Source organism: Microbacterium sp. 5K110, from assembly GCF_005774735.1.
GTDB lineage: Bacteria > Actinomycetota > Actinomycetes > Actinomycetales > Microbacteriaceae > Microbacterium.
Window position 1 is genome coordinate 14,613 of the sequence record NZ_VBUM01000028.1, and the last position, 24,705, is coordinate 39,317.

Here is a 24,705-nt window from a genome sequence, read left to right on the forward strand (position 1 = left end):
TCCTGCGCCGGCGGAGGCCTAGCGCGCCTTCTTCTTGCCGGCGACGGTGCGCTTGGGGCCCTTGCGGGTACGAGCGTTCGTCTTCGTACGCTGACCGCGCACGGGGAGGCCGCGGCGGTGGCGCAGGCCCTCGTAGGAACCGATCTCGACCTTGCGGCGGATATCGGCGGCCACCTCGCGACGGAGGTCACCCTCCACCTTGTAGGTGCCCTCGATGTGGTCGCGCAGGGCGACCAGCTGGTCGTCGGTGAGGTCCTTGACGCGGACGTCCGGGCTGATGCCGGTCGCGGTGAGGATCTCGGTGGAGCGGGTGCGGCCCACGCCGTAGATGTAGGTAAGCGCGATCACCACGCGCTTGTCGCGCGGGATGTCGACGCCGGCGAGACGTGCCATGCGGCTCTCCTCAGAGTGTCGTGGAGGTGTGGAGCAGGATCGGTGCTCGGGCCTCCGCCCCGAGGTGTCCCCCGCATCGCGGGTTCTGATCCTGCCGGTGTGTATTCAGTTGGAAGTGATTCGTCGAGTCCGTGCGGACTCAGCCCTGGCGCTGCTTGTGACGCGGGTTGCTCTTGCAGATCACCATGACGCGCCCGTGGCGACGGATGATCTTGCAGTGGTCGCAGATGGGCTTGACGGAGGGGTTGACCTTCATGATTCCTGATCTCGCTGTCTTCGATCCGCCGGAGCGGTTCGTTACTTCTCGGCCGGGCTCAGCGGTAGCGGTAGACGATGCGACCTCGCGTGAGGTCGTACGGGCTCAGCTCGACGACGACGCGGTCCTCGGGGATGATGCGGATGTAGTTCTGCCGCATCTTGCCCGAGATGGTGGCGAGCACCTTGTGACCGTTGGTCAGTTCGACACGGAACATCGCATTGGGCAGTGCCTCGGACACCGTGCCCTCGATCTCGATGACACCGTCTTTCTTCGCCATAGACTCGCTCACGCTCGTTGCAGACCGGCCGGTCTGCGGTGGATGGGGGTTTGGTGCTGCGACACGCCAATGAAGGCGCAACGCACCAAAGATCAAGCATACGTGGTAGAACGCAATGCGGCAACTTGCCGCCGTGTTCAGCCGTTCAGACGCCCGACGATGTCCTTCTGGGGGTCGCCCGTGAGGTCCTTCTGGTTCACGAGAACCTGACCGTTGATCGCGATCGTCGGCGTGGAGATGCCTGACCCCGTCTGCGACGGCGTCTTCTTCGTCATCGCCGTGACGAACTTCGCGTAGGTGCCGTCCTGGATGCAGGAGGTCACGGCATCCGAGGCGCCGGCGTCCTTCGCGATCGTGGCGAGGGTCGCGTCGTCGAGACCGGAGGTGCCCTCCTTGGGCTGCTGCGCGTACAGCGCCTTCACGAAGGCGGGGACGTTCGCCGCGTCGTCCACGGCGACGCAGTACGCCGCACCGGCGGCCCGCGTCGAATACTGGGTTCCCTGCGACTGCGCATCGAGGATCGCGATGGGGTGGATGTTCAGCGTGATGGTGCCACCGTCCGCGAGCTGCTGGAGCGTCGGGCCGTAGGCCTGCTCGAACGAGTTGCACACCGGGCACATGAAGTCGACGTACGTGTCCACGGTCTGGTTCCCCGAGCCGACCGAGATCGCGCCGGTGTCGGCATTCACCGCCGACGACTCGGGTACGGTCCCGGGCGAGGTCGCCTGGTTGTTGGCGAACCACACCACGCCCGCGATCACGAGGACCACGACGACGGCCGCCGCGGTCACCCCGATCGCGAACCAGTTCGTCGATTTGCGAGCAGTAGCCATCATCAGTCGATCTCCTTCGGCACCACACCGAAGGGTGCCAGCTTCTCTGCACCGCCGTCGGGAGCGGTGAGGACCCAGACGCCTCCATCGTGCACGGCGACGCTATGTTCCCAATGGGAGCCGGCCGTGCCGTCGATCGTGGACACCGTCCAACCGTCGTCCTCGACCTGGGTCTCCTGATCTCCGATCACGACCATCGGCTCGATGGCCACAGCCAGTCCTGCCCGCACCTCGGCGCCCCGGTCGGGCACCCGGTAGTTGAAGACGCTCGGCGACTCGTGCATCTTGCGACCGATGCCGTGACCGACATAGTCGCGCAGGATGCCGTATCCCCCGGCCGGAGCGTGGGTGTCGATGTACTCCTCGATCGCCGCGCTCACCTCGCCCAGGTGGGACGCACGGCTCAGAGCGGCGATGCCCGCCCACAGGGACCCCTCGGTGACCTCGGACAGCGTCCGTCGCGGCCCCACGACCTCTTCGGGCGCGTCTCCGGGGACCACGACGGTGAAGGCCGAGTCGCCGTTCCAGCCTCGGAATTCCGCTCCCGCGTCGATGGAGAGCAGGTCCCCCGCCTGGAGCGGACGATCGTTCGGGATGCCGTGCACCACTTGCTCGTTCACGGAGGCGCAGATCGTGTGGCGGTATCCGCGCACCATCTGGAAGTTCGACTTCGCGCCGCGGTCCGTGATGACGCGCGCGGCGGCCGCGTCGAGCTGCAGAGTGGTGACACCCGGCGCGATCAGTTCGCGGACCGCGTCCAGCGCGGCGGCCGTGATGAGACCCGGCTCCACCATCGCGCGCAGCTGCGCGGGCTTCTTGTAGATCGAGGAGCGCAGCACCACGTCAGCGCGCCGGTCGCAGACCGCGTGCCTCGAGAGCGGCGAAGATCCGCGCGGTGATCTCGTCGAGCCCGCCGACGCCGTCGATCTCGTCGACGATGCCGCGCGTGCCGTAGACACTGAGGATCGGCGCCGTCTCGCGCTCGTAGATTCCCAGGCGCGTGGCGATCGCTTCCTCGGTGTCGTCCGCACGACCCTGCTCGGTGGCGCGAGCCGTCAGCCGGGCCAGGGACTCCTCACGGGGGACGACCAGCGCGATGACGGCATCCAGCTTCTCGTCGCGACCCTCAAGGAACTCGTCCAGGTGCATGACCTGCGCGAGGTTGCGCGGGTAGCCGTCGAGCAGGAAACCCTCCGCCGCGTCGGCCTGCGACAGGCGGTCGCGGACGACCGCACTCGTCAGCTCGTCGGGCACGAGGTCCCCCGCGTCGATGATCGACTTCACCTGACGCCCCAGATCGGTTCCCTGCGACACGTTCGCGCGGAACACGTCGCCGGTCGAGACGACGGGGACGCCCAGCGCTTCACCGACACGGACGCCCTGCGTCCCCTTGCCCGAGCCCTGGGGTCCGACGATCAGAAGACGCGCGGTCATCGCAGCAGCCCCTCGTAGTGACGCTGCTGGAGTTGCGCGTCGATCTGCTTCACCGTCTCGAGGCCGACGCCGACGATGATGAGGATCGACGCGCCGCCGAACGGGAAGTTCTGGTTGGCACCGACCGTCGCGAGCGCCACGAGAGGCAGCAAGGCGATGAGGCCGAGGTAGATGGATCCGGGAAGCGTGATGCGCGTGAGCACGTAGTCGAGGTACTCCGCGGTCGGACGACCGGCCCGGATGCCGGGAATGAAGCCGCCGTACTTCTTCATGTTGTCGGCGACGTCGACCGGGTTGAAGGTGATCGCGACGTAGAAGTACGTGAAGCCGACGATCAGCAGGAAGTACACCAGCATGTAGAGCGGGTGGTCACCGCGCGTGAGGTACTGCGAGATCCACGTCACCCATCCGGCCGGCTCCTGGCCCGCCTGCGGCTGGTTGAACTGCGCGATCAGCGCGGGGATGTACAGCAGCGACGACGCGAAGATCACCGGCACCACACCGGCCATGTTGACCTTGATGGGGATGTAGGTGTTGGTCCCACCGTAGGTGCGACGCCCGACCATGCGCTTGGCGTACTGCACCGGGATGCGCCGCTGGGACTGCTCGACGAACACCACGAGCGCGACCACGACGATGCCCACCGCCAGGACGAGGAGGAAGACCTCGACGCCGCGCGAGTTGAGGATCGAGAGCATCGCGGCGGGGAAGGTCGCGGCGATCGAGGTGAAGATCAAGATCGACATGCCGTTGCCGACGCCACGCTCGGTGACCAGCTCGGCGAACCACATGACCAGGCCGGTACCGGCGGTCATCGTGATGATCATGAGCAGCTGGGCCCACCAGATGTCGTTGGTGAGCAGCTGCTGGCACTCGGGAGCCCCGCCCGTGCCGAGCAGCTGGCCCGACCGCGCCACCGTGATCAGCGTCGTGGACTGCAGCAGCGCCAGCGCGATCGTCAGGTACCGCGTGTACTGCGTGAGCTTGGCCTGGCCGGCCTGGCCCTCTTTGTACAGCGTCTCGAAGTGCGGGATGACCACGCGCAGGAGCTGCACGATGATCGTGGCCGTGATGTACGGCATGACTCCCAGCGCGAAGATCGACAGCTGAAGGAGCGCGCCGCCCGAGAACAAGTTGACCAACGACAGCAGGCCTTCGGTGCTCCCCGACTGCGCGAGACAACGCTGGACGTTCGGGAAGTCGACGAAGGGCGTCGGCACGTGAGCACCCAGCCGGTAGATGGCGATGATGCCCAGCGTGAAGGCGATCTTCCGCCTCAGGTCAGGCGTGCGAAAAACCCGCGCGATGGCGCTGAACAAGGGGATTCCTCCAGAAAGATCTCGGCGCGCACCGAGGCGCACACGGAATCAGACTAACCCAGAAGGGGCCGACGGCCATACGGCCGCCGGCCCCTCCTCGGGTGTGACGTCAGTTGACGGTGCCGCCTGCGGCGACGATCTTCTGCTCAGCCGAGCCGGAGACCTTGTCGACCGAGACGTTGAGCGCGACCGAGATGTCGCCGGTGCCGAGCACCTTGACCTTCTCGTTCTTGCGCACGGCACCCTTGGCCACCAGGTCGACGACGGTGACGTCGCCGCCCTGCGGGTAGAGCTCGCCCAGCTTGTCGAGGTTGACGACCTGGTACTCGACCCGGAACGGGTTCTTGAAGCCGCGGAGCTTCGGGGTGCGCATGTGCAGGGGCATCTGCCCACCCTCGAAGCCGACCTTCACCTGGTAGCGGGCCTTGGTGCCCTTGGTGCCACGACCGGCGGTCTTACCCTTGGATCCCTCACCGCGACCGACACGGGTCTTCGCGGTGTGGGCGCCGGGGACCGGACGCAGGTGGTGGACCTTCAGCACGCCGGGGCGCGCCGCAGGAGCGGCATCCTTCTTGGCGGCCGTCTTACGGGCCGGAGCCTTCTTCGGGGCGTCGACCGTGGCGGTCTCGTCCTTCTTGTCAGCCATTAGTCGATCTCCTCAACCTTGACGAGGTGGGCGACGGTCTTGACGTAACCGCGCGTCTGCGCGTCGTCGGGGCGGACGACCGAGTCGCCGATCCGCTTCAGACCGAGCGAGCGCAGCGTGTCACGCTGGTTCTGCTTCTCGCTCACCTTGGACTTGATCTGCGTGACCTTCAGACGCTCGGCCATCAGGCACCTACCTTCTGAGCGGCGGCCTCGGCGCGCACGAGGCGGGCCGGGGCGACCTGGTCGAACTCCAGACCGCGGCGGGCTGCCACGGCGCGGGGCTCCTCGAGCGACTTCAGCGCCTCGACGGTCGCGTGCACGATGTTGATCGTGTTCGACGAACCGAGCGACTTCGACAGGACGTCGTGGATGCCGGCGCACTCGAGCACGGCGCGGACGGGACCACCGGCGATAACACCGGTACCGGCGGCGGCGGGGCGCAGGAGCACCACACCGGCGGCAGCCTCACCCTGAACGGGGTGCGGGATGGTCGAACCCGAACGCGGGACGCGGAAGAAGTTGCGCTTGGCCTCTTCGACACCCTTCGAGATGGCGAGGGGGACTTCGCGGGCCTTGCCGTAGCCGACACCCACGACACCGTTGCCATCGCCCACGACGACGAGCGCCGTGAAGCTGAAGCGACGACCGCCCTTGACGACCTTCGAGACACGGTTGATCGTCACGACGCGCTCGAGGAACTGGCTCTCGTTGCGGTCGCGCGAACCACGGTCGCGCTGGTTGGTGTTGCGCTCGCGACCACCGCGACGCGGCTCGCGCTCACGCTCGGCGGGCGCCTGCGTCGCAGCTGCACCCTCGGCCGGCGCCGTCTGGTCGGTCACTTCGGTCTCCTTGTTGTCACTCACAGGTTCAGGCCTCCTTCACGGGCGCCTTCGGCGATCGCGGCGACACGACCGGCGTAACGGTTGCCACCGCGGTCGAACACGACGTCCGAGAAACCGGCGGCCTTGGCACGCTCGGCGACGAGCTCGCCGACCTTGCGTGCCTTGGCGGTCTTGTCACCGTCGAACGAACGCAGGTCGACCTCGAGGGTCGACGCCGAGGCCACGGTGTGACCCTTGCTGTCGTCGACCAGCTGCACGAAGACGTGGCGGGCCGAACGCGTCACAACGAGACGGGGACGGACTTCGGTACCCACGACCTTCTTGCGAAGGCGAGCGTGACGACGCGCGCGGGCAGCGGACTTTGTCTTGAGAGCCATGGCTACTTACCACTCTTTCCGGCCTTGCGGCGCACGACCTCGCCCGCGTACCGCACACCCTTGCCCTTGTACGGCTCGGGCTTGCGGATCTTGCGGATGTTGGCGGCGGCCTCGCCGACGGCCTGCTTGTCGATGCCGCTCACGGTCAGCTTGTTGTTGCCTTCGACCGTGAGGGTGATGCCCGCCGGCGGGTCGACGAGGACGGGGTGCGAGAACCCGAGGGCGAACTCGACCGAGCTGCCCTTCTGCGCCACGCGGTAACCCGTACCGACGACCTCGAGGCCCTTGGTGTAGCCCTGGGTGACACCGATGATGTTGTTGTTGATGAGCGTGCGGGTCAGGCCGTGAAGCGACCGCGACTCGCGCTCGTCGTCGGGGCGGGTGACGAGAACCTGGTTCTCGTCGACCGACACCTCGAGGGGGGATGCCACGGTGAGCGTGAGCTCGCCCTTGGGTCCCTTGACGGCGACCTCCCGGCCGTTCACCGAAACGGTGACACCGGCGGGGATGTCGATGGGAAGACGTCCAATACGCGACATGTCAGATCACCACACGTAGGCGAGGACTTCCCCGCCGACGCCCTTCTGCTCGGCCTGACGGTCGGTGAGGAGACCGGAGGAGGTGGACAGGATGGCCACGCCCAGGCCGCCGAGGACCGTGGGGACCTCGGTGGACTTCGCGTACACGCGGAGGCCGGGCTTCGAGACGCGCTTGATGCCGGCGATCGACCGCTCGCGGTTCGGGCCGTACTTCAGCGTCATGGTGAGGGTCTGGCCGACGCGAGCGTCCGAAACGGACCAGTCGGCGATGTACCCCTCCTGCTTGAGGATCGCGGCGATGTGGGTCTTGAGCTTCGAGCTCGGCAGCGACACGGAGTCGTGGTGCGCCGAGTTCGCGTTGCGCAGACGGGTCAGCATGTCTGCGACCGGGTCTGTCATCGTCATGTGGTGCTTCTTTCGATCATGAGGTTTCGACTGCCGTTACACGACAGGCGACCTTCGATGAGAGGCCCCCGGGATCCCGGGGGCCCGGGGGCTCAGGCCTGAGCGTCCGCCGACTGGAACGGGAAGCCGAGCTGGCGCAGCAGCGAACGGCCCTCGTCGTCGGTCTTGGCGGTGGTGACGATCGTGATGTCGAAACCACGCACGCGGTCGATGCGGTCCTGATCGATCTCGTGGAACACGGACTGCTCCTGGAGACCGAAGGTGTAGTTGCCGTTGCCGTCGAACTGCTTGGCCGAGAGGCCGCGGAAGTCGCGGATACGGGGCAGAGCGAGGTTGACCAGGCGGTCGACGAACTCCCACGCGCGGTCGCCACGGAGCGTGACGTGCGCGCCGATGGCCTGGCCCTCACGCAGCTTGAACTGCGCGATGGACTTGCGGGCCTTCGTCACGATCGGCTTCTGGCCGGTGATCTTGGTGAGGTCGTCGACCGCACCATCGATCACCTTGCTGTCACGAGCGGCCTCGCCGACACCGGTGTTCACGACGACCTTGACCAGGCCGGGAATCTGCATGACGTTCGGGTAGCCGAACTCCTCCTGCAGAGCCTTCTTGATCTCGGTGTTGTACTTCTGCTTCAGGCGGGGCTGGATCTTGCCAGTCTCCGCGGCAGTCACAGTGCTCATTCTCAGAGGTCCTTGCCTGACTTCTTCGCGAAGCGCACGCGGACGGTGCGCTTGACGCCGTCCTTCACCTGCTCCTCGACGCGGTGGCCGACGCGGGTCGGCTTCTTGGTCGAGGGGTCGACGAGCGCGACGTTGGAGATGTGGATCGGGGCCTCGAACGTCTCGATGCCGCCGGTCTTGGTGCCGCGCTGGGACTGGCCCACGCGGTTGTGCTTCGTGACGTAGTTCACGCCCTCGACGATGACGCGGTTCTGCTCGGTGAGGACCTCGAGGACCTTACCCTGCTTGCCGCGGTCTCCGCCGCGCTCGGGCTTGGCGCCCGAGATGACCTGAACCAGGTCGCCCTTCTTGATCTTCGCCATGATCAAATGACCTCCGGGGCGAGCGAGACGATCTTCATGAACTTCTTGTCGCGAAGCTCACGACCGACCGGTCCGAAGATACGGGTGCCGCGGGGCTCCCCGTCGTTCTTCAGGATCACGGCGGCGTTCTCGTCGAACTTGATGTAAGAGCCGTCGGGACGACGGGTCTGCTTGACCACACGGACGACGACGGCCTTGACCACGTCGCCCTTCTTGACGTTTCCACCGGGGATGGCGTCCTTGACCGTGGCGACGATGACGTCGCCCAGGCCCGCGTACCGGCGGTTCGATCCACCGAGCACGCGGATGGTCAGCAGCTCCTTGGCGCCGGTGTTGTCGGCGACCTTCAGCCGGGATTCGTTCTGAATCACTTGTTACTCCTTGGGTTCCAAGCAGCCGCGAGGCTTACTTGGCCTTCTCGAGGATCTCGACCAGGCGCCAGCGCTTGGTGGCGCTGAGCGGACGGGTCTCGTTGATCACGACCAGGTCGCCGATGCCGGCCGAGTTCGTCTCGTCGTGGGCCTTGACCTTCGACGTGCGGCGGATGACCTTGCCGTAGAGCGGGTGCTTCACGCGGTCCTCGACCTCGACGACGATCGTCTTGTCCATCTTGTCGCTCACGACGTAGCCGCGACGCGCCTTGCGGTAACCGCGGGCGTTCTCGTCGCGCACATCGTTGGCGGCGTGCTCGTGACCGACGACCTGCGCCTCGGCCTCTGCCTTCTTCGCGGTAGCCATTACTCCGCCTCTTCCTTCACGGCGTCGTCGGCGGCATCCGCCTTCTTCGCCTTGGTCTTCTTCGCCTTGGTCGCCTCGACCGGGGCCGGCGTCGCACGGATGCCGAGCTCGCGCTCGCGGATCACCGTGTAGAGACGCGCGATGTCGCGCTTGACCGCACGGATGCGGCCGTGGCTCTCGAGCTGGCCGGTGGCCGACTGGAAGCGCAGGTTGAACAGCTCTTCCTTGGCCTTACGCAGCTCCTCGACGAGGCGCTGGTCTTCGAACGTGTCGAGCTCGCTCGGAGCGAGCTGCTTGGTGCCGATCGCCATTACGCGTCGCCCTCCTCGCGCTTGATGATGCGTGCCTTGAGCGGCAGCTTGTGGATGGCACGGGTCAGTGCTTCACGAGCGAGTTCCTCGTTGACACCGGCGACCTCGAAGAGGACGCGACCCGGCTTGACGTTCGCAACCCACCACTCGGGCGAGCCCTTACCGGAGCCCATGCGGGTTTCGGCCGGCTTCTTGGTGAGGGGACGGTCGGGGTAGATGTTGATCCACACCTTTCCGCCACGCTTGATGTGACGCGTCATCGCGATACGAGCGGACTCGATCTGACGGTTGGTCACGTAAGCGGGGGTGAGCGCCTGGATGCCGAACTCACCGAACGACACCTGGGTGCCACCGGTGGCCTGGCCCGAACGGCCCGGGTGGTGCTGCTTGCGGTACTTGACCTTGCGGGGGATGAGCATTACGCCGACGCTCCTTCTGCCACGGGGGCCTCGTTGCGAGGGCCACGACGACGGTCGCCACCGCGGTCGTCACGACCGCGCGACTTCGGGGCGTTGGCCTGCTCGCGGGCGAGCTCCTTGTTGGTGAGGTCGCCCTTGTAGATCCAGACCTTCACACCGATGCGGCCGAAGGTCGTCTTGGCCTCGTAGAAGCCGTAGTCGATGTTCGCGCGCAGGGTGTGCAGGGGCACACGGCCTTCGCGGTAGAACTCGGAGCGGCTCATCTCGGCGCCGCCGAGGCGACCCGACACCTGGATCCGGACACCCTTGGCACCGGCACGCTGCGCGCCCTGCAGGCCCTTGCGCATCGCGCGGCGGAAGGCCACGCGGGCGGAGAGCTGCTCGGCGACGCCCTGGGCGACGAGCTGCGCGTCGGCCTCGGGGTTCTTGACCTCGAGGATGTTGAGCTGGATCTGCTTGCCCGTGAGCTTCTCGAGGTCGGCACGGATGCGCTCGGCCTCGGCGCCGCGGCGACCGATCACGATGCCCGGGCGGGCGGTGTGGATGTCGACGCGGACGCGGTCACGCGTGCGCTCGATCTCGATGTTGCTGACGCCCGCGCGGTCGAGCGAGGTGGTCAGCAGGCGACGGATCTTGATGTCCTCGGCGAGGTAGTCGGCGTAGCGCTGTCCGGGCTTCGTCGAGTCGGAGAACCACCGCGACACGTGGTCGGTGGTGATGCCGAGGCGGAAGCCGTACGGGTTGACCTTCTGTCCCATTACTTGCTCGCCTTCTTGTTGGCGCGAGCCGGGGCCGCAGCAGCGTCTTCCGGCGTCGCGAGCACGACCGTGATGTGGCTCGTGCGCTTCTTGATCTGGAAGGCGCGACCCTGAGCGCGGGGCTGGAAACGCTTGAGCGTCGTGCCCTCGTCGACGTACGCGTTCTTCACGTACAGGTCGGCGTCATCCAGGTACTCGTTCGTCTTGTCGGCGGTGACGCGAGCGTTCGCGATCGCCGAGGCGACGAGCTTGTAGATCGGCTCGCTCGCGCCCTGCGGCGCGAACTTCAGGATGGCGAGGGCCTCTTCGGCCTGCTTCCCCTTGATGAGAGCGACGACACGACGAGCCTTCTGAGGGGTCACGCGGATGTGTCGCACGCGTGCGATGGACTCCACCATTTCTCTCTCCTCTTACGCCCCCGCGTCAGCGGCGGCGGCCCTTCTTGTCGTCCTTCACGTGGCCGCGGAAGGTGCGGGTGGGCGAGAACTCGCCCAGCTTGTGGCCGACCATGGTCTCGGTCACGAACACGGGGATGTGCTTGCGACCGTCGTGCACGGCGATGGTGTGTCCCAGCATGGCGGGGATGATCATCGAACGGCGCGACCAGGTCTTGATGACGTTCTTGGTGCCGGCTTCGTTCTGCGAGACGACCTTGCGAAGCAGGTGCTCGTCGACGAAGGGGCCCTTCTTAAGGCTGCGAGGCATCTTCCTCTACTCCTACTTACGCTTCTTGCCGGCGGTGCGACGGCGGACGATCAGCTTGTCGCTTTCCTTGTTCGCGTGGCGGGTGCGGCCCTCGGCCTTACCCCACGGCGAAACGGGGTGACGACCACCGGACGTCTTGCCCTCACCACCACCGTGCGGGTGGTCGACCGGGTTCATGGCGACACCACGCACGGTCGGGCGGACGCCCTTCCAGCGCTTGCGGCCGGCCTTGCCCCAGTTGATGTTGGACTGCTCGGCGTTGCCGACCTCGCCGATCGTGGCGCGGCAGCGCACGTCGACGTTGCGGATCTCGCCCGAGGGCAGACGCAGCTGCGCGTAGGGGCCGTCCTTGGCGACCAGGCGCACCGAGGCGCCGGCCGAACGGGCCATCTTCGCACCGCCACCGGGACGCAGCTCGATCGCGTGGATCACGGTACCGGTGGGGATGTTGCGCAGCGGCAGGTTGTTGCCGGGCTTGATGTCGGCGCCGGCACCGGACTCGACGACGTCGCCCTGCGACAGCTTGTTCGGCGCGAGGATGTAGCGCTTCTCGCCGTCCACGTAGTGCAGGAGCGCGATGCGCGCGGTGCGGTTGGGGTCGTACTCGATGTGAGCGACCTTGGCGTCGATGCCGTCCTTGTCGTTACGACGGAAGTCGATCAGACGGTACTGGCGCTTGTGTCCACCACCGATGTGACGGGTGGTGATGCGGCCCTGGTTGTTGCGGCCACCGGTCTTCGACAGCGGGCGCAGCAGCGACTTCTCAGGCGTCGATCGGGTGATCTCGGCGAAGTCGGCCACCGACGAGCCGCGGCGACCGGGCGTCGTGGGCTTGTACTTGCGAATAGCCATTGTTCTTGTCCTCTATCCCGACCGTCAGCCGACTGCCGTGAAGATGTCGATGGTGCCCGACTTGAGGCTGACGATCGCGCGCTTGGTGTCCTTGCGCTTGCCGATGCCGAAGCGGGTCCGGCGGGCCTTGCCCACGCGGTTGATCGTGTTGACCGAAGCCACCTTGACGCCGAAGATCTTCTCGATCGCGAGCTTGATCTCGGTCTTGGAGGCGCGGGGGTCCACGAGGAACGTGTACTTGCCCTCGTCGATGAGCGAGTAGCTCTTCTCGGAGACGACCGGCTTCAGGATGATGTCGCGCGGGTCCTTGTTGACGGTGGTCATGCCGAGACCTCCTCGGTGGCGCCGGACTTCGACGCGACGAACGCGTCGTAGGCGGCCTTGGTGAAGACGATGTCGTCGGAGACGAGCACGTCGTAGGCGTTCAGCTGGCCGTAGGTCAGCACGTGGACGTACGCGAGGTTGCGCACGCTCTTGACGGTCAGCTCGTCGTCACGGTCGATCACGACGAGGACGTTCTTGACGGCGCCGAACCCGTTCAGGACCGCGGCAGCGGCCTTGGTCGACGGGGCACCCTCGATGCCGAAGGACTCCACGACGTGGAGACGCTCGCCACGAGCACGGTCGCTCAGCGCGCCCAGGAGGGCGGCGGCGATCATCTTCTTGGGGGTGCGCTGGCCGTAGTCACGGGGCTTGGGGCCGTGGACGATGCCACCACCGGTCATGTGCGGCGCGCGGATCGAACCCTGACGGGCGTTACCCGTGCCCTTCTGCTTGAAGGGCTTGCGACCGGCACCGGAGACCTCGCCACGACGCTTGGTCGAGTGCGTGCCCTGACGGGCGGCGGCGCGCTGGGCGACGACGACCTGGTGGATCAGCGGGATGTTCGTCTTGACGTCGAAGATCGAGGCGGGCAGCTCCACGGAGCCGGCCTTCTTGCCGTCGGCCTTGCGAACGTCGAGCGCGAGAGTCGAGTCAGCCATGAGATCAGGCACCCTTCACTGCGTTGCGGACGTAGACGATGCGGCCACGAGCACCGGGGACGGCGCCCTTGACGAGCAGCAGACCCTTCTCGGCGTCGACGGCGTGCACCGTGAGGTTGAGGACGGTCACGCGCTCGCCACCCATACGGCCGGCCATGCGCATGCCCTTGAAGACGCGGCTCGGGGTCGACGAGGCGCCGATCGAACCGGGCTTGCGGTGGTTGCGGTGTGCACCGTGCGAAGCGGAGACACCCTTGAAGTTGTGGCGCTTCATGACACCGGCGGTGCCCTTGCCCTTGCTGGTGCCGACGACGTCGACCAGCTGGCCGGCCTCGAACAGGCCGTTGACGGTGAGTTCCTGACCGAGCGAGTAGTCCGCGGCATCCGCGGTACGAACCTCGGTGAGGTGGCGACGCGGGGTGACGCCCGCGGCCTCGAAGTGAGCCGTCAGGGGCTTGTTCACCTTGCGGGGGTCGATCTGGCCGTAGCCGATCTGAACGGCGTTGTAGCCGTCCTTCTCGATCGAGCGGAGCTGGGTCACGACGTTGGGCGCAACCTCGATGACGGTGACGGGAACGAGCTTGCCGTTCTCGTCCCACACCTGGGTCATGCCGAGCTTGGTGCCGAGGAGGCCCTTGGAGATCTTGGAGTTGATGTCAGCCATGTCGAACCTCAGAGCTTGATCTCGATGTTGACATCGGCCGGGAGGTCGAGGCGCATCAGCGAGTCGACGGCCTTGGGCGTCGGGTCGATGATGTCGATCAGGCGCTTGTGGGTGCGCATCTCGAAGTGCTCGCGGCTGTCCTTGTACTTGTGGGGCGACCGGATGACGCACACGACGTTCTTCTCGGTCGGCAGGGGAACCGGGCCCACCACGGTGGCGCCGGCACGGGTCACGGTGTCGACGATCTTGCGCGCGGACGAGTCCAGTCCGGCGTGGTCGTACGACTTCAGGCGAATGCGGATCTTCTGTCCCGCCATTGTCTGCTCACTCTCTTTCTCGCGTCTTACCCGACCTAGGGCATCGGACGCACGGTGGCGCTCTCGCGCCCTGGCACTTCCCCTCGCTTGCGCGAGAGATGCTGCACCGCTGTTCAGCTGTCAAACCGGATGCCATGGCATCCGGCCCACCCCTCGCACGCACGCGTGCGAATCCCGCGAAGGAAGAGGGGTTCGGTGTGTGTTCTGCTGCCCGCGGCCCAGGACCCTGCGCTCACGCGCCGCCTGTGCACTGCCCTGACAGTGATCCTGGCGCGCGTCGGGCGCACGCCGGAATGTGGAACCTGGATAGTCTACGGGCCACTCGGGCGTGTCGCAAACCCGGGCGTGTCGCGTGCGGCATATCCTCAGCCCCCAACCGAGAACGCGACAGCGCCGCCCCCGATTCCCGGGAACGGCGCCGTGAAGATGCGGTGGACTCAGGCGTTGCCGACGTTCTTGTCGACGTTCTCGCGCACCTCGTCGACCTTGGCGTGGTGCTCAGCCGGGACGACCTTCTTGATCGCGTCCGCGGCGCCGTCGAGGACCTTGTCGCTGACCTCCTCGGCCTTCTCGCTCTTGAGGGCCTCCTCGATCTTGTCGCGGTTCTGATCGAGCAGCTGCTTGCCCTTGTTGATGATGTCGTCGACTCCCATGTGCGTCTCCCCTTCGTCTCGGATCCCGGCATCGCTGCCGGCCTGGGGTTCATTGTGCTGTCCCGCGCGCCGGAGCGGAAGTGCGAGATGTCGGCGGCCCGGGTCCGAGGACCGGTCACACGCGAAGGAGCGCCGCACCCCTCGGTGCGACGCTCCCCGGCGAACTCGGTCAGATGGTGACGGAGCTGTCGATCGTGTCGAAGTTGACGGCGGCGGCCTCCACGGTCGCGCGGGTGGATCCGAGCGCGTTGCCGGTCGTCGGGCGCAGGACGACATACGGGGCTGGGACCCGGTTGGACGCGCCGTTGAGCAGCTGACCCGAGTAGAGGAAGGTGATCGATCCCGAGGTGCCCGCAGCCAGCGAGCCCCCGGACTGGGTCCAGCCGCGGAGGTCGCGGAGGATGGGCGTGTAGTCGCCGGCCCCGTTCCACGTGACGGTGATCGTCGGGGTCGACGCGACGTAGGTGCCGTCGGGGTACTCATCGCCGTTCTCGTCGAAGATGAAGAAGCCGAAGCCCGAGGTCGACTGGTTGATCCGGATCTCGTTCGGGTTGCCCCCGCGGTAGGTCGAGATCGACGTTCCCCCGTCGAGGGTCGTGGCCGACCCCGGCTGAACGGGCTCGGGTCCGGTCGTGCTGGCCGACGCGAGCGGTGCGGCGACAGCGACGGCGATGACCGGTGCCGCCCAGGCGGCGGTCTTGATGACGGTGCGACGGCTGATGGAACCGTCGCGCCCCGGCTGACTGGTTTCGGTGCTCATGGAGCCCCCTCAGGTTCGGTAGTGCATTCGGCTTCGGGTACCGAGTGCGGTTCAGGTGATATTCACCGCCTGTAAGGTTGAATTTGCGGGGATGCAGGCGATCCGTCGCGATGCGTATGAGATGTGTCGCTTTGGGGTGAACGCGAGTTGGGGTCTCAGCGACGGCCGGCCGCCGCCGAACGAACGGCCGTCGGAGCCGCGAGCCCCTCGGACGCGAAGGCGCGAGCCAGGCTCGAACCGTTCGCGAGTCCGCAGACGTGGGCGATCCGCTCGATCGTCAATGAGCGGTACATGGCGTCCTCCAGCAACGAGACCGCGTACGCGACGCGGGCCTTGCGGATGCTGCGATCCATCGTCGTCGCGTGAGAAGCGAACTGACGCTGAAGCGAACGCAGGGACGTGTTCAGTTCGGCCGCGACGGTAGCCGGCGTCAGATCCGGGTCGCCGACACGAGCGGCGATGATCGACAACGCCGCCGCGTATCCCTGGTCCGTGCTCCGCGCACGGTCGCCCCGGAGCGAGGCGACCACGATTCCCGCGACCATCTCCTGCAGGAGTCGCTCGGTGTAGTACAGCGTCAGTCCGGTCTGCCGGCTCTCCCCCGTCGCGCACGCCCAGGCGAAGGTCAGGAATGGCCAGAAGAGTGCGGATCCCACGTCCAGGGCGAGCGCACCCACGTCCTCGAGGCCGATCCCCTGCAGCACATCGGCGGGGAACGTCACCGTCAGGTGACAGCGCGCGGGCAGCAGCGACGGCATCGCCGCGGGATCGGACACCACGAGCGCGAGGCACCCCCGCTGCTCGTGGACACCGCCCTGTGCCGACGGGGGGCGGTCCAGGGAGATCACCAGCCAGGCCTCTCCCTCGCGCGCATCGAAGGCGGGAACCGCCGGACGCGGCTCGTTGTACACCCTCAGGTGCACACTTCCCAGCGGGGTCGCCGACGGCGAGAGCCCGTGCTGTGTCGTCGACAATTGACGCTCGTTTCACGCAACACGAAGATCGCGGCGGGTGTTTCGGGGCACGGACCGCGGCGCCGGCTTCGGGTGCCAGCGTGCCCTCATGCAAGCGCACGCGGCGGCCAAGTGGCGGCACTTCACCCGCCGATTCACCCGTTGAGCCGTTGCGATCCGATCGACGCGTCCGTGTCAAATGCACATCTGGACATAGGCTGTGCGCAGACGCTTTCGATGACGAGGAGAGGTCGACGTGCAGTAACGCTGAAACCGAACTCTTCGCACCCCCTACGAGCGAACGGATGAAGGTTGGAACTGCGCGATTACCTCCAGATCCTGCATAGGAACTGGGTACTTCTTCTCGTCGCCACATTGGTAGGCGGGGGCCTTGCGGTCGGCGTCTCGTTTCTGCAGACGCCCCGCTATGAGGCCACGACGAAGCTGTATGTGTCCGCGCGCTCCGATGCAGCGGGGATCAGCGAACTGGCCCAGGGAACGTCATTCGCCCGTCAGGCGGTCGTGAGCTTTGTCGACGTCGTAAACAGCTCGATCGTGCTCGAGCGAGTGATCGACCAGTTGCGACTGGACACGACGCCAGATCATCTTCGCTCCGCCGTCGCGGCATCCACCCCGCTGAACTCGGTCATCATTTCGGTGACGGTTTCCGATCCAGACCCATCGACGGCGGCCGCCATTGCCAATTCCGTCGGCACAAACTTCTCGGATGTCGTCGTGAACACCCTCGAGCGGCCCCAAGGTGAGACCGCAAGTCTCGTGAGAATCGAAACGATCGAGCCGGCGCTTGTGCCCACGACGGCCTCATCTCCCAATTTCCCGCTCACAATCGCGCTTGGCCTTGTCGCAGGCCTCGCCCTCGGTGTGATTGCCGCGGTGGGCCGCTCGGTCCTGGATACCCGCATCCATTCGCGTCACGATATCGAGGCCGTCACAGACCTCCCAGTCTTGGGGGGCATCCCTTATGACGTTGGTATTACCAAGAGGCCACTTATCGTTGAATCTGACCGCCGAAGCCCAGGTGCCGAAGCGTTCCGTAGCCTCCGAACAAACCTTCAGTTCGTCGAAGTGGATGGCGCTGCCCGCACCTTCGTCGTGTCGAGCGCTGGGCCCGGCGAGGGCAAGTCCGTGACGACCGTTAACCTGGCCCTGGCTCTGGCAGAGACAGGCGCAAAGGTTGCGCTCGTCGATGGCGATCTTCGCCTTCCGCGAATTGCGGAGTACATGGGTCTCGAGGGTGGCGCGGGTTTGACAGATGTGCTGATCGGCCGCGCGGCTCTCGCCGATGTTCTCCAGCAGTGGGGCACGAATAAGTTGTACATTCTGCCTTCGGGACGTATCCCCCCCAACCCCGCGGAACTGCTGGGCAGTGAGGCTATGCGGCGCACAATCGAGGCGCTCACAACGGCGTTCGACTATGTCTTGATCGACGCCCCGCCTCTACTTCTAGTCACGGACGCCGCGGTTATCTCTCGCCTCGCGAACGGAACACTCCTCGTCGCTGCATCGGGATCGACGCGAAAGCCGCAGCTCTCCGCCGCCGTAGAAAAGCTGAACACCATCGGGAGCCGAATTTTTGGTGTGGTCGTCACCATGATGCCCCCCAAAGGACCGGACAGCTACGGCTACGGCGAGTACTCCTATGCCGGAGCACTCGACGAAGACTCCGGCTTGAAAAGCCGGGCGGCCGGCAAATCGGCGAAGCGGTCGTGACCTTCTCGATCCTCACGGTGTGTACCGGCAATGTCTGCCGTTCACCCGTGGCTGAATTGCAGCTTTCGGCTGCGCTACGCAACATTCCCGAAGTCCTCGTCGCGAGCGCCGGCTCTCACGCGCTTGTCGGAAGCGGCGTTCCACCCACGACGCTGACGATGGGTCGGGAGTACGGCCTGGACGCTAGTGAGCACCGCGCTCGTCAGCTCACGGAGGACCAGATCCGAGAAGCGGATTTGATCCTCGCGATGGCCCGGGACCATCGGCGGGCAATCGTGGAAGCTGTTCCAGGCGCGGTGCGGCGGACTTTCACGCTGCGCGAGCTTGCCCGGATCGCCGACCTGACCCGGGGCGGGGGGTTCGACCAGATCGACGCAGACGCTCCTCCGCTAGACATCTCTAGTTCGATGCGCGCCGCCGTCGCGCGCGCCGCGGCGCTCCGCGGTTCCGTCGGCCCAGTGGAAGATCAGCGCGAACTCGACGTGACCGATCCCTTCGGGCGATCTGACGACACTTACCGCCGCTCCTTCGCGCAGCTGATCCCCGCCGTCGCATCAGTAGCATTCTTCTTGACGGAGGCAATGCGCGACGTGACCGCTCGCCGTTAGCGGACGGGCTACACCGCGCGAGTCATGCTGATCGGCGCGAGCGACGCCGCAATCCTTGCCCGTCTGCTGGGTTGTCACCTGCTGCTGGGGTCACCGCCGGGACGGCTGAGACCGCCTGAACTTCGGCGGACGCGTAGTACTCGCGCCCGTAGTGCCCGCCATAGTATCCGCCGCCACGCTTTGGAACACGGTTGAGAACAACTCCCAGCGCGCGCCCGCCCACCTTTTCGATGTTCGCGAGCGCGCGCTTCAGAAGGTCATACGTTGTCTTCCCCGCCGTCACTACAATGATCGCCCCGTCGGCCTGTCTGGACAACACAGCGGCGTCCGTAACTGGCAGGAGCGGCGGCGCATCCAAAATGACGATCGCTTCTGCCGCGAGTTCGTGCAGCAGCAGATTCATCCGTTCAGACCCTACGAGTTCGCTCGGGTTAGGAGGTATCCGTCCCGCGGCAAGGACCGTGAGATTCGGAGTGTGGGCGGGCTGCGAAACCTCCCGCCAAGTCGAGCGCCGCGCGAGGACGTCGGTGAGACCGACGTCTGCCACGATGCCGAAGATATTCGCCAGCATCGGACGCCTTAAGTCCGCATCCACAAGCACGACGGGCTGTCCGCTTGCGGCGAGGGTGACGGCGAGGTTCGCGCTCGTCGTTGACTTCCCGTCGCCGGGAAGTGGGCTTGTTACGACAAGGATGCGCGGAGGGTGATCGACATCCATGAATTGGATGTTCGTGCGCAGTTCCCGCATCGCTTCGCTCATCGCAAAAAGCTCGTGGGGGACGTGAGAGCCGCCGGCCGGAAGAAGTCGGGACGCACTCGAGAATGTCCTCTCGAGAGGCAAGATACCCACGACGGCTCGCCCCGTCTCCTTCTCAACCGTCTCAGCCGAACGGACACGTCGATCCAAGGTGTGGCGCGCTACGGCGTAGATTATGCCGAGGGCAAGCCCCGCGACCACACCGAGCGCAGCGAACAGGCGGTCGTTGGGGTAGCTCGGGGAAGACGGCAGCCGGGCCGAGTCACCCTCGACGAGGCGGACGACCTCGCCGCCGCCGGATGATCCGCCCTCCAAATTCTGCACCTCGACGGCCATCCCGGCCAGCCATGCTTGAGCGAGGTCGCGAGCACCCTCGGGCGTGGACGCCTGGGCGCGCACATTGATGTTGACGGTATCCAGCGGGTTGGTGACAGCCACCCGATTGACCAGATACTCCGGAGTGACTTTGAGGCCCAACTCATCAATAGCGTGCTGCGCAACGGCGCGCCACGACCCCAAGTCGATGTACGACTTGACTTTTGCTTTGGCGAGATTCTCGCCGATGAGTGCGGAGCCCGCATCGCTTCCACCGACGGTTGCCGCCACGTACCCGCTCGCCTCGGCCGTGTAGGTCTTGGGCTGCAATACCGCCCACCCATACGCGAGCGCTCCCCCCACAATGGTCGCGACGACGATGGCCACCCAGTGCGCGCGAAAGACACGCAAATACACCCCAAGTTCCACGACGCTCCTCACACTCGCACCCGTCGGGTCATCCTACCTGCGTGTAGTTGACGCCTCCGTGCGGAGCATCACCCCGCGATGCGCCACCATCGGCCACTTTGCGCAGGATGACAAATTTCCCAACCCTAACCTCTTGCGAGGCATCCGATCCTCCGCCGAAGCTGGACTTGGCACAATATTGCGCGGACACTGTCGCAATCTTGAGGAAGTCTTGAGGGTAGAGGGTCATGCTGCGCTGCAGACAATTCGCATCCTGGTCGCTTACAGTGGCCTTTCTTCTCGTGGTATCTACGCTCGTACACGCGCAGGCAGCTAGTGCGGAGGCTCCAGCCAGCCCGACGGTCTCAAGCATTTCGTCCCCGCACCCGCGGGTTCTAGCGACACCAGGGCGCTTCGAAGCCGTCCCTTCCCAGCCCGGAACGGATGCCTACTCGAACATCCTGCGCGCGCGCACGCTGCAGGACGCTGGTCAGATGATGTCTTCGGCTGTCGTCACCTTCGACAGATCCGACGCGGGCTCGATGCTCGCCTCAGCGCGGACATTGTCGAGTCGAAGCACCACGCTCGCGATGGCGTGGCGGCTGACCAATGACCGTTCCTTCCTGGATCGACTCGCCTCCGACATCTCCGCGGCCACCGCTCTCGCCGACTGGTACCCCGACCACTTTCTCGTGACCGCGGAAATGACCCAGGCCGTGAGCATCGCCTACGACTGGGGATATAGCGCGTGGACCGACCAGCAGCGCAGCGCCATGCGGACGGCAATCGTTGACAAGGGGCTCGCACCGTCGTTGCGCGTATATGACTCAACAACATCAGCGTCGCCGTTCAAGTTCCTGGGCAATTGGTCGCTGCGCGCCGACAACATTAACGTCGTCGTGAACTCGGCGATGATCATCGGTGCCTCCGCTGTGGCAGGTGACTCGACCTCGACGGTCGTCAACACGGTCCTGAGTAAAGCCGTTCCAAGCCTTCGTGTCGGCATCAGGGCATACTCCGCCGATGGCAGCTTCGCTGAGGGCCCGACATATTGGGAGTACGCAACGCGTTTCCTGAGTTCAGCGATCACGACCCTTCGCAGCAGCATGGGTTCCGACTACGGCCTGAGCTCTGAGGGCGGCTTCCCTCGGACGGGCGCATTCATTCAGTCTCTCGTGGGTCCGAATGGTGCGGCGTATGGGTATGCGGACAGCGCCCAGGACATCCAGATCGGCGGCGCGCTGAGTGGCCTTGGTGCCGCGCTCCAAGACCCCTCGCTCGTGGCACTCGCAGCGACGTCCGATTCGACCGGCTTCGCGCCGCAGCAGCTTTTGTGGCGGGATCCAGCGACGCTCGGTGGCGTGGCTCCGCCCCGAGCGCCGCTCGACGCCTCTCTCGATGGGAGCATTGCCTCCGGTCGCGGGGGTTTTCAGTCGGACTCATCGTTCTTTGCCTTCAAGTACAGCGGCACGCCCTCAGCCAGTCATCAGCAGTTCGATGTGGGAGACTTCAATTTTCAGGCGCTCGGTCAAGAGTGGGCGATGGACCTCGGTCTAGAGCCGGCCTCCTATCTGCTTTCGGAAGGCAGCGCCGCGCCCCGCTGGCAGTACTACCGCGTCGCCCCCGAGGGGCACAACACACTATCGACCCACCCTTCGCTGGCCGAACCGCCTTCGGGCACTGTCGGCAACCTCGTGAATTCGTGGTCGTCGGTCGACTCGACGACGACGGTCGCCGATCTAACAAACGCCACCTCGAACCTGTATTCGTGGCGCCGCGGCGTTCAGTTGTTCAATGGGCGAACCGAGCTCCTCGTCCAAGACGAATTCTCCGCCTCATCGAACACCGACGTCCTGTGGTCCATGCACACCGCCGCGAACATCTCCGTTGCCTCAGATGGACGATCGGCGCTGCTCTGGTTGGGAGGCCAAAGGCTACTCGCGCGGCTCTTGCCTGCCAGCGCGGGGACCTTCACAACGATGGCGGCCACCGCGCAGCCGACCTCGCCGCAGCCGGCGCAAGAGGCAAACTCTGGCGTCCGTAAACTAGCGGTCACGGCGGCCGTAGACGGGTCGGCGACAATCGCCGTCCAACTCACTCCACTCCCTCTCGGGTCCAGCGCGGAGGCCGCTCCCCCTCTCCGCGGGAGCGCTGCGCTCAGCACCTGGGTGCCGCCGAGCGCGACTCCGTGCACCCTGAGTTCCCTCGCCGTCAACGGTGCCACTATTGACGGCTTCGATCCCGCTGTCGCTTCTTATGTGGTGCCTCAGCCAGTGGGGACGGCACCCCCAGCCGTGAGCGCGACTGCGGCGCAGGGGAGCGTCTCGGTGTCGCAGGGCACCGCAGACAACCGCAACGCGCTCCTCGTGGTGTCCGGTTCCGGCTGCTCCACCTCGAAGTATCGGGTCCTCTTCCCTCGTACTGATTTGACCATCCGCGCTGCAACCGCAACCGCCACCGCTGCAGGTTCACCCACATTCACGTTCGACGGCAAGCTCGCATCATCGTGGAGTGCGCCAGCGTCCGGTGCCGCGATCACCTGGCACTTCTCCGGCCCCGTCTCACCGTCCTCCTTGGTCGTGCAGTGGGGGGCTGTACCCTCGTCAGACGCTTACACGCTCGAATGGTCGACGGACGGGCAGTCTTGGCAGTCCGTATCCGCAGATCTCCGGAAGACGTCGGCGAATGTCCAGATCTTCACCGTGAGCGGAGTCAGTAGTGCGCGGTTTCTGAGATTGTCCGCCTCCACGGCCATCGAGATACGGGAGTTCGAAGCGTTCGCCCGGACGCCGACAGACGATTGGTACACCTTCCCCGCCACCACTCTGACCGCCGTTTCAGTTGGCGGCGTGCCTGCCAAAATGGAACTGGGCAGTGGCGCGAGCGCATCCGTGACGTTCAGTGCGACGGGCGAAATCCCTAGCAATGTCGCGGTGCGATTCGTCACTCGCGGTTCGGGCGCTTTGTCCGTCTCGAACTCGGGAGAGGTGCGGGCCAACAAGGTCGGTGACGACGTGGTCGGTGTGATCGCCTCCTGGGGTGGAGTCACGGTGTCGTCGCAGGTGTCGGTGTCGGTGGTCGATTCGACGCGGTTGCGGGTTTATGCCACGGCCGATGGGTGGGCACAGAGCTCGACCCCGACCGTTGGGTACGGGTCGGCAGGTGGTTCGACAATCAAGGCTCCTTGGAACGGGAGCCCGGATCGGGTCGCGTATGCCACGTTCGATCTGTCGGCTCTGGCGGGTAAGACGGTGACGTCGGCGGTGATCTCCGCCGAGATGGTCATCAGCGAGACCCGCGATGGTCAAAACGTCTCCCGGGTCGACGCGCACGCCACGACCGGCAGCTTCACCGAGGCGGGCCTGACCTACCAGAACCGGCCGACCCTGACCGATACCGTCGGCAGCTTCGTCGTCGACCGCACGAAGAAGATCGTCACCAGCGATCTGACCGCATCGATCGCCGCGGCCGCGACCGGCACCCCCGGCGCCTACACACTCGGGTTCACTCAAGACGACGCCGGCGCAACCGCGATCGCTGTCACCCTCACCACCCGCGAAGGCGGCACCGCCCCCTACATCGACATCACCCTCGCCCCCGCCCCGGCGGCGGCCGTTCCCGCTCCGGTGGTGAAATCGATCGCGGTCACCGGGATCGACCAGGTCGAAAAGGGTTCCACGGCCACCGCGACGACGGCGGTGACCGATAGTTTGGGCCGGGAGTTCACCGGGGCGACGGTGACCTACACCTCGAAAGACACCGGTATCGCCACGGTGACCTCGGCGGGGAAAGTGACCGGAGTATCCACCGGCACCACCCGCATCACCGCCACCGCTACTGCCGGGCAGGTCACGGTGTCGTCGCAGGTGTCGGTGTCGGTGGTCGATTCGACGCGGTTGCGGGTTTATGCCACGGCCGATGGGTGGGCACAGAGCTCGACCCCGACCGTTGGGTACGGGTCGGCAGGTGGTTCGACAATCAAGGCTCCTTGGAACGGGAGCCCGGATCGGGTCGCGTATGCCACGTTCGATCTGTCGGCTCTGGCGGGTAAGACGGTGACGTCGGCGGTGATCTCCGCCGAGATGGTCATCAGCGAGACCCGCGATGGTCAAAACGTCTCCCGGGTCGACGCGCACGCCACGACCGGCAGCTTCACCGAGGCGGGCCTGACCTACCAGAACCGGCCGACCCTGACCGATACCGTCGGCAGCTTCGTCGTCGACCGCACGAAGAAGATCGTCACCAGCGATCTGACCGCATCGATCGCCGCGGCCGCGACCGGCACCCCCGGCGCCTACACACTCGGGTTCACTCAAGACGACGCCGGCGCAACCGCGATCGCTGTCACCCTCACCACCCGCGAAGGCGGCACCGCCCCCTACATCGACATCACCCTCGCCCC

34 protein-coding genes are annotated in these 24,705 nt (G+C 66.0%); 3 read left to right on the forward strand and 31 right to left on the reverse strand.

Features of this window, described 5'->3' with window-relative positions; all coding sequences use genetic code 11:
- Positions 1–18 precede the first annotated feature (18 nt).
- From rpsM to FE256_RS08555, 30 genes are all read right to left on the reverse strand, one after another.
- Positions 19–393 carry a 30S ribosomal protein S13 gene (gene rpsM, locus FE256_RS08410; RefSeq protein WP_063256596.1) on the reverse strand — a complete coding sequence of 125 codons (375 nt, stop codon included), beginning with the start codon at positions 391–393 and terminating at the stop codon, positions 19–21.
- Positions 394–532: 139 nt separating this feature from the next.
- Positions 533–649: a 50S ribosomal protein L36 gene (gene rpmJ, locus FE256_RS08415; RefSeq protein ID WP_138174654.1), complete on the reverse strand. Its 117-nt coding sequence runs from the start codon at positions 647–649 to the stop codon at positions 533–535.
- 58 nt (positions 650–707) lie between these two features.
- A complete protein-coding gene (gene infA / locus FE256_RS08420; protein ID WP_013583992.1) occupies positions 708–929 on the reverse strand; it encodes a translation initiation factor IF-1 in 222 nt (73 codons plus the stop codon).
- A 137-nt stretch (positions 930–1,066) separates the two neighbouring features.
- The gene (locus FE256_RS08425; RefSeq protein ID WP_138174656.1) at positions 1,067–1,765 is read right to left on the reverse strand and encodes a DsbA family protein; all 699 of its coding nucleotides are present in this window, start codon (positions 1,763–1,765) and stop codon (positions 1,067–1,069) included.
- Positions 1,765–2,604 carry a type I methionyl aminopeptidase gene (gene map, locus FE256_RS08430; RefSeq protein ID WP_138174658.1) on the reverse strand — a complete coding sequence of 280 codons (840 nt, stop codon included), beginning with the start codon at positions 2,602–2,604 and terminating at the stop codon, positions 1,765–1,767. The genes FE256_RS08425 and map overlap by 1 nt, the downstream gene beginning before the upstream one ends.
- Before the next feature lies 1 nt (position 2,605).
- Positions 2,606–3,196 (reverse strand): adenylate kinase, encoded by a 591-nt coding sequence (locus tag FE256_RS08435; protein ID WP_138174660.1) that lies wholly within the window; start codon positions 3,194–3,196, stop codon positions 2,606–2,608.
- Positions 3,193–4,515: a preprotein translocase subunit SecY gene (secY, locus tag FE256_RS08440; RefSeq protein ID WP_138174662.1), complete on the reverse strand. Its 1,323-nt coding sequence runs from the start codon at positions 4,513–4,515 to the stop codon at positions 3,193–3,195. Before secY ends, FE256_RS08435 begins: the two co-directional genes overlap by 4 nt.
- A gap of 109 nt (positions 4,516–4,624) precedes the next feature.
- On the reverse strand, positions 4,625–5,161 hold the full coding sequence (gene rplO / locus FE256_RS08445; RefSeq protein WP_138174664.1) for a 50S ribosomal protein L15: 537 nt from the start codon (positions 5,159–5,161) through the stop codon (positions 4,625–4,627).
- Positions 5,161–5,346, reverse strand: a complete 186-nt coding sequence (gene rpmD / locus FE256_RS08450; RefSeq protein WP_013583998.1) for a 50S ribosomal protein L30 — start codon at positions 5,344–5,346, stop codon at positions 5,161–5,163. The genes rplO and rpmD overlap by 1 nt, the downstream gene beginning before the upstream one ends.
- Positions 5,346–6,026: a 30S ribosomal protein S5 gene (rpsE, locus tag FE256_RS08455; protein WP_171024263.1), complete on the reverse strand. Its 681-nt coding sequence runs from the start codon at positions 6,024–6,026 to the stop codon at positions 5,346–5,348. The genes rpmD and rpsE overlap by 1 nt, the downstream gene beginning before the upstream one ends.
- On the reverse strand, positions 6,023–6,382 hold the full coding sequence (gene rplR, locus FE256_RS08460) for a 50S ribosomal protein L18 (protein WP_138174667.1): 360 nt from the start codon (positions 6,380–6,382) through the stop codon (positions 6,023–6,025). Before rplR ends, rpsE begins: the two co-directional genes overlap by 4 nt.
- 2 nt (positions 6,383–6,384) lie before the next feature.
- Entirely contained in the window at positions 6,385–6,921 is a 537-nt protein-coding gene (rplF, locus tag FE256_RS08465; protein WP_138174669.1) for a 50S ribosomal protein L6, read from the reverse strand.
- 6 nt (positions 6,922–6,927) lie between these two features.
- The gene (gene rpsH / locus FE256_RS08470) at positions 6,928–7,326 is read right to left on the reverse strand and encodes a 30S ribosomal protein S8 (protein ID WP_138174671.1); all 399 of its coding nucleotides are present in this window, start codon (positions 7,324–7,326) and stop codon (positions 6,928–6,930) included.
- Between the two features lie 92 nt (positions 7,327–7,418).
- The gene (gene rplE, locus FE256_RS08475; RefSeq protein WP_138174673.1) at positions 7,419–8,009 is read right to left on the reverse strand and encodes a 50S ribosomal protein L5; all 591 of its coding nucleotides are present in this window, start codon (positions 8,007–8,009) and stop codon (positions 7,419–7,421) included.
- A gap of 2 nt (positions 8,010–8,011) precedes the next feature.
- Positions 8,012–8,371 carry a 50S ribosomal protein L24 gene (gene rplX, locus FE256_RS08480; protein ID WP_094736303.1) on the reverse strand — a complete coding sequence of 120 codons (360 nt, stop codon included), beginning with the start codon at positions 8,369–8,371 and terminating at the stop codon, positions 8,012–8,014.
- Between the two features lie 2 nt (positions 8,372–8,373).
- Entirely contained in the window at positions 8,374–8,742 is a 369-nt protein-coding gene (gene rplN, locus FE256_RS08485) for a 50S ribosomal protein L14 (RefSeq protein ID WP_013584005.1), read from the reverse strand.
- Positions 8,743–8,776: 34 nt separating this feature from the next.
- Positions 8,777–9,109 carry a 30S ribosomal protein S17 gene (gene rpsQ, locus FE256_RS08490; RefSeq protein ID WP_134125036.1) on the reverse strand — a complete coding sequence of 111 codons (333 nt, stop codon included), beginning with the start codon at positions 9,107–9,109 and terminating at the stop codon, positions 8,777–8,779.
- The gene (rpmC, locus tag FE256_RS18575) at positions 9,109–9,420 is read right to left on the reverse strand and encodes a 50S ribosomal protein L29 (protein ID WP_138174675.1); all 312 of its coding nucleotides are present in this window, start codon (positions 9,418–9,420) and stop codon (positions 9,109–9,111) included. The genes rpsQ and rpmC overlap by 1 nt, the downstream gene beginning before the upstream one ends.
- Positions 9,420–9,839 (reverse strand): 50S ribosomal protein L16, encoded by a 420-nt coding sequence (gene rplP / locus FE256_RS08500; RefSeq protein ID WP_077049577.1) that lies wholly within the window; start codon positions 9,837–9,839, stop codon positions 9,420–9,422. The genes rpmC and rplP overlap by 1 nt, the downstream gene beginning before the upstream one ends.
- Positions 9,839–10,597 carry a 30S ribosomal protein S3 gene (rpsC, locus tag FE256_RS08505; protein WP_058230882.1) on the reverse strand — a complete coding sequence of 253 codons (759 nt, stop codon included), beginning with the start codon at positions 10,595–10,597 and terminating at the stop codon, positions 9,839–9,841. Before rpsC ends, rplP begins: the two co-directional genes overlap by 1 nt.
- The gene (rplV, locus tag FE256_RS08510; protein WP_058623970.1) at positions 10,597–10,995 is read right to left on the reverse strand and encodes a 50S ribosomal protein L22; all 399 of its coding nucleotides are present in this window, start codon (positions 10,993–10,995) and stop codon (positions 10,597–10,599) included. Before rplV ends, rpsC begins: the two co-directional genes overlap by 1 nt.
- Positions 10,996–11,020: 25 nt before the next feature.
- Positions 11,021–11,302, reverse strand: coding sequence for a 30S ribosomal protein S19 (gene rpsS, locus FE256_RS08515; protein ID WP_022878257.1), 282 nt, complete (start codon positions 11,300–11,302; stop codon positions 11,021–11,023).
- A gap of 12 nt (positions 11,303–11,314) precedes the next feature.
- Positions 11,315–12,154: a 50S ribosomal protein L2 gene (gene rplB / locus FE256_RS08520; protein ID WP_138174677.1), complete on the reverse strand. Its 840-nt coding sequence runs from the start codon at positions 12,152–12,154 to the stop codon at positions 11,315–11,317.
- A 24-nt stretch (positions 12,155–12,178) separates the two neighbouring features.
- Positions 12,179–12,478, reverse strand: a complete 300-nt coding sequence (gene rplW, locus FE256_RS08525) for a 50S ribosomal protein L23 (RefSeq protein ID WP_134125041.1) — start codon at positions 12,476–12,478, stop codon at positions 12,179–12,181.
- Positions 12,475–13,137 (reverse strand): 50S ribosomal protein L4, encoded by a 663-nt coding sequence (rplD, locus tag FE256_RS08530; RefSeq protein ID WP_138174680.1) that lies wholly within the window; start codon positions 13,135–13,137, stop codon positions 12,475–12,477. Before rplD ends, rplW begins: the two co-directional genes overlap by 4 nt.
- A 4-nt stretch (positions 13,138–13,141) precedes the next feature.
- Positions 13,142–13,801 carry a 50S ribosomal protein L3 gene (rplC, locus tag FE256_RS08535; protein WP_138174682.1) on the reverse strand — a complete coding sequence of 220 codons (660 nt, stop codon included), beginning with the start codon at positions 13,799–13,801 and terminating at the stop codon, positions 13,142–13,144.
- Between the two features lie 8 nt (positions 13,802–13,809).
- Complete coding sequence (rpsJ, locus tag FE256_RS08540) at positions 13,810–14,118, reverse strand: 30S ribosomal protein S10 (RefSeq protein WP_013584016.1); 309 nt, start codon at positions 14,116–14,118, stop codon at positions 13,810–13,812.
- 437 nt (positions 14,119–14,555) lie between these two features.
- Positions 14,556–14,771 (reverse strand): Rv0909 family putative TA system antitoxin, encoded by a 216-nt coding sequence (locus tag FE256_RS08545; RefSeq protein WP_138174684.1) that lies wholly within the window; start codon positions 14,769–14,771, stop codon positions 14,556–14,558.
- 169 nt (positions 14,772–14,940) lie between these two features.
- Positions 14,941–15,531 carry a hypothetical protein gene (locus FE256_RS08550; protein ID WP_138174686.1) on the reverse strand — a complete coding sequence of 197 codons (591 nt, stop codon included), beginning with the start codon at positions 15,529–15,531 and terminating at the stop codon, positions 14,941–14,943.
- A 155-nt stretch (positions 15,532–15,686) separates the two neighbouring features.
- A complete protein-coding gene (locus tag FE256_RS08555; RefSeq protein ID WP_138174688.1) occupies positions 15,687–16,505 on the reverse strand; it encodes a helix-turn-helix domain-containing protein in 819 nt (272 codons plus the stop codon).
- 291 nt (positions 16,506–16,796) lie between these two features.
- Here FE256_RS08555 and FE256_RS08560 point away from each other — a divergent pair, with 291 nt between their 5' ends.
- Positions 16,797–18,215 carry a tyrosine-protein kinase domain-containing protein gene (locus tag FE256_RS08560; RefSeq protein WP_138174690.1) on the forward strand — a complete coding sequence of 473 codons (1,419 nt, stop codon included), beginning with the start codon at positions 16,797–16,799 and terminating at the stop codon, positions 18,213–18,215.
- A complete protein-coding gene (locus tag FE256_RS08565; RefSeq protein WP_252370947.1) occupies positions 18,212–18,823 on the forward strand; it encodes an arsenate reductase/protein-tyrosine-phosphatase family protein in 612 nt (203 codons plus the stop codon). Before FE256_RS08560 ends, FE256_RS08565 begins: the two co-directional genes overlap by 4 nt.
- A gap of 22 nt (positions 18,824–18,845) precedes the next feature.
- On the opposite strand, the gene FE256_RS08570 is transcribed toward FE256_RS08565, so the two are convergent.
- Positions 18,846–20,324, reverse strand: a complete 1,479-nt coding sequence (locus tag FE256_RS08570; RefSeq protein WP_171024264.1) for a tyrosine-protein kinase domain-containing protein — start codon at positions 20,322–20,324, stop codon at positions 18,846–18,848.
- Between the two features lie 473 nt (positions 20,325–20,797).
- Between FE256_RS08570 and FE256_RS08575 the strand changes: the two genes are divergently transcribed.
- On the forward strand, positions 20,798–24,705 hold a 3,908-nt coding region (locus FE256_RS08575; protein WP_171024265.1), incomplete at its 3' end, for a DNRLRE domain-containing protein.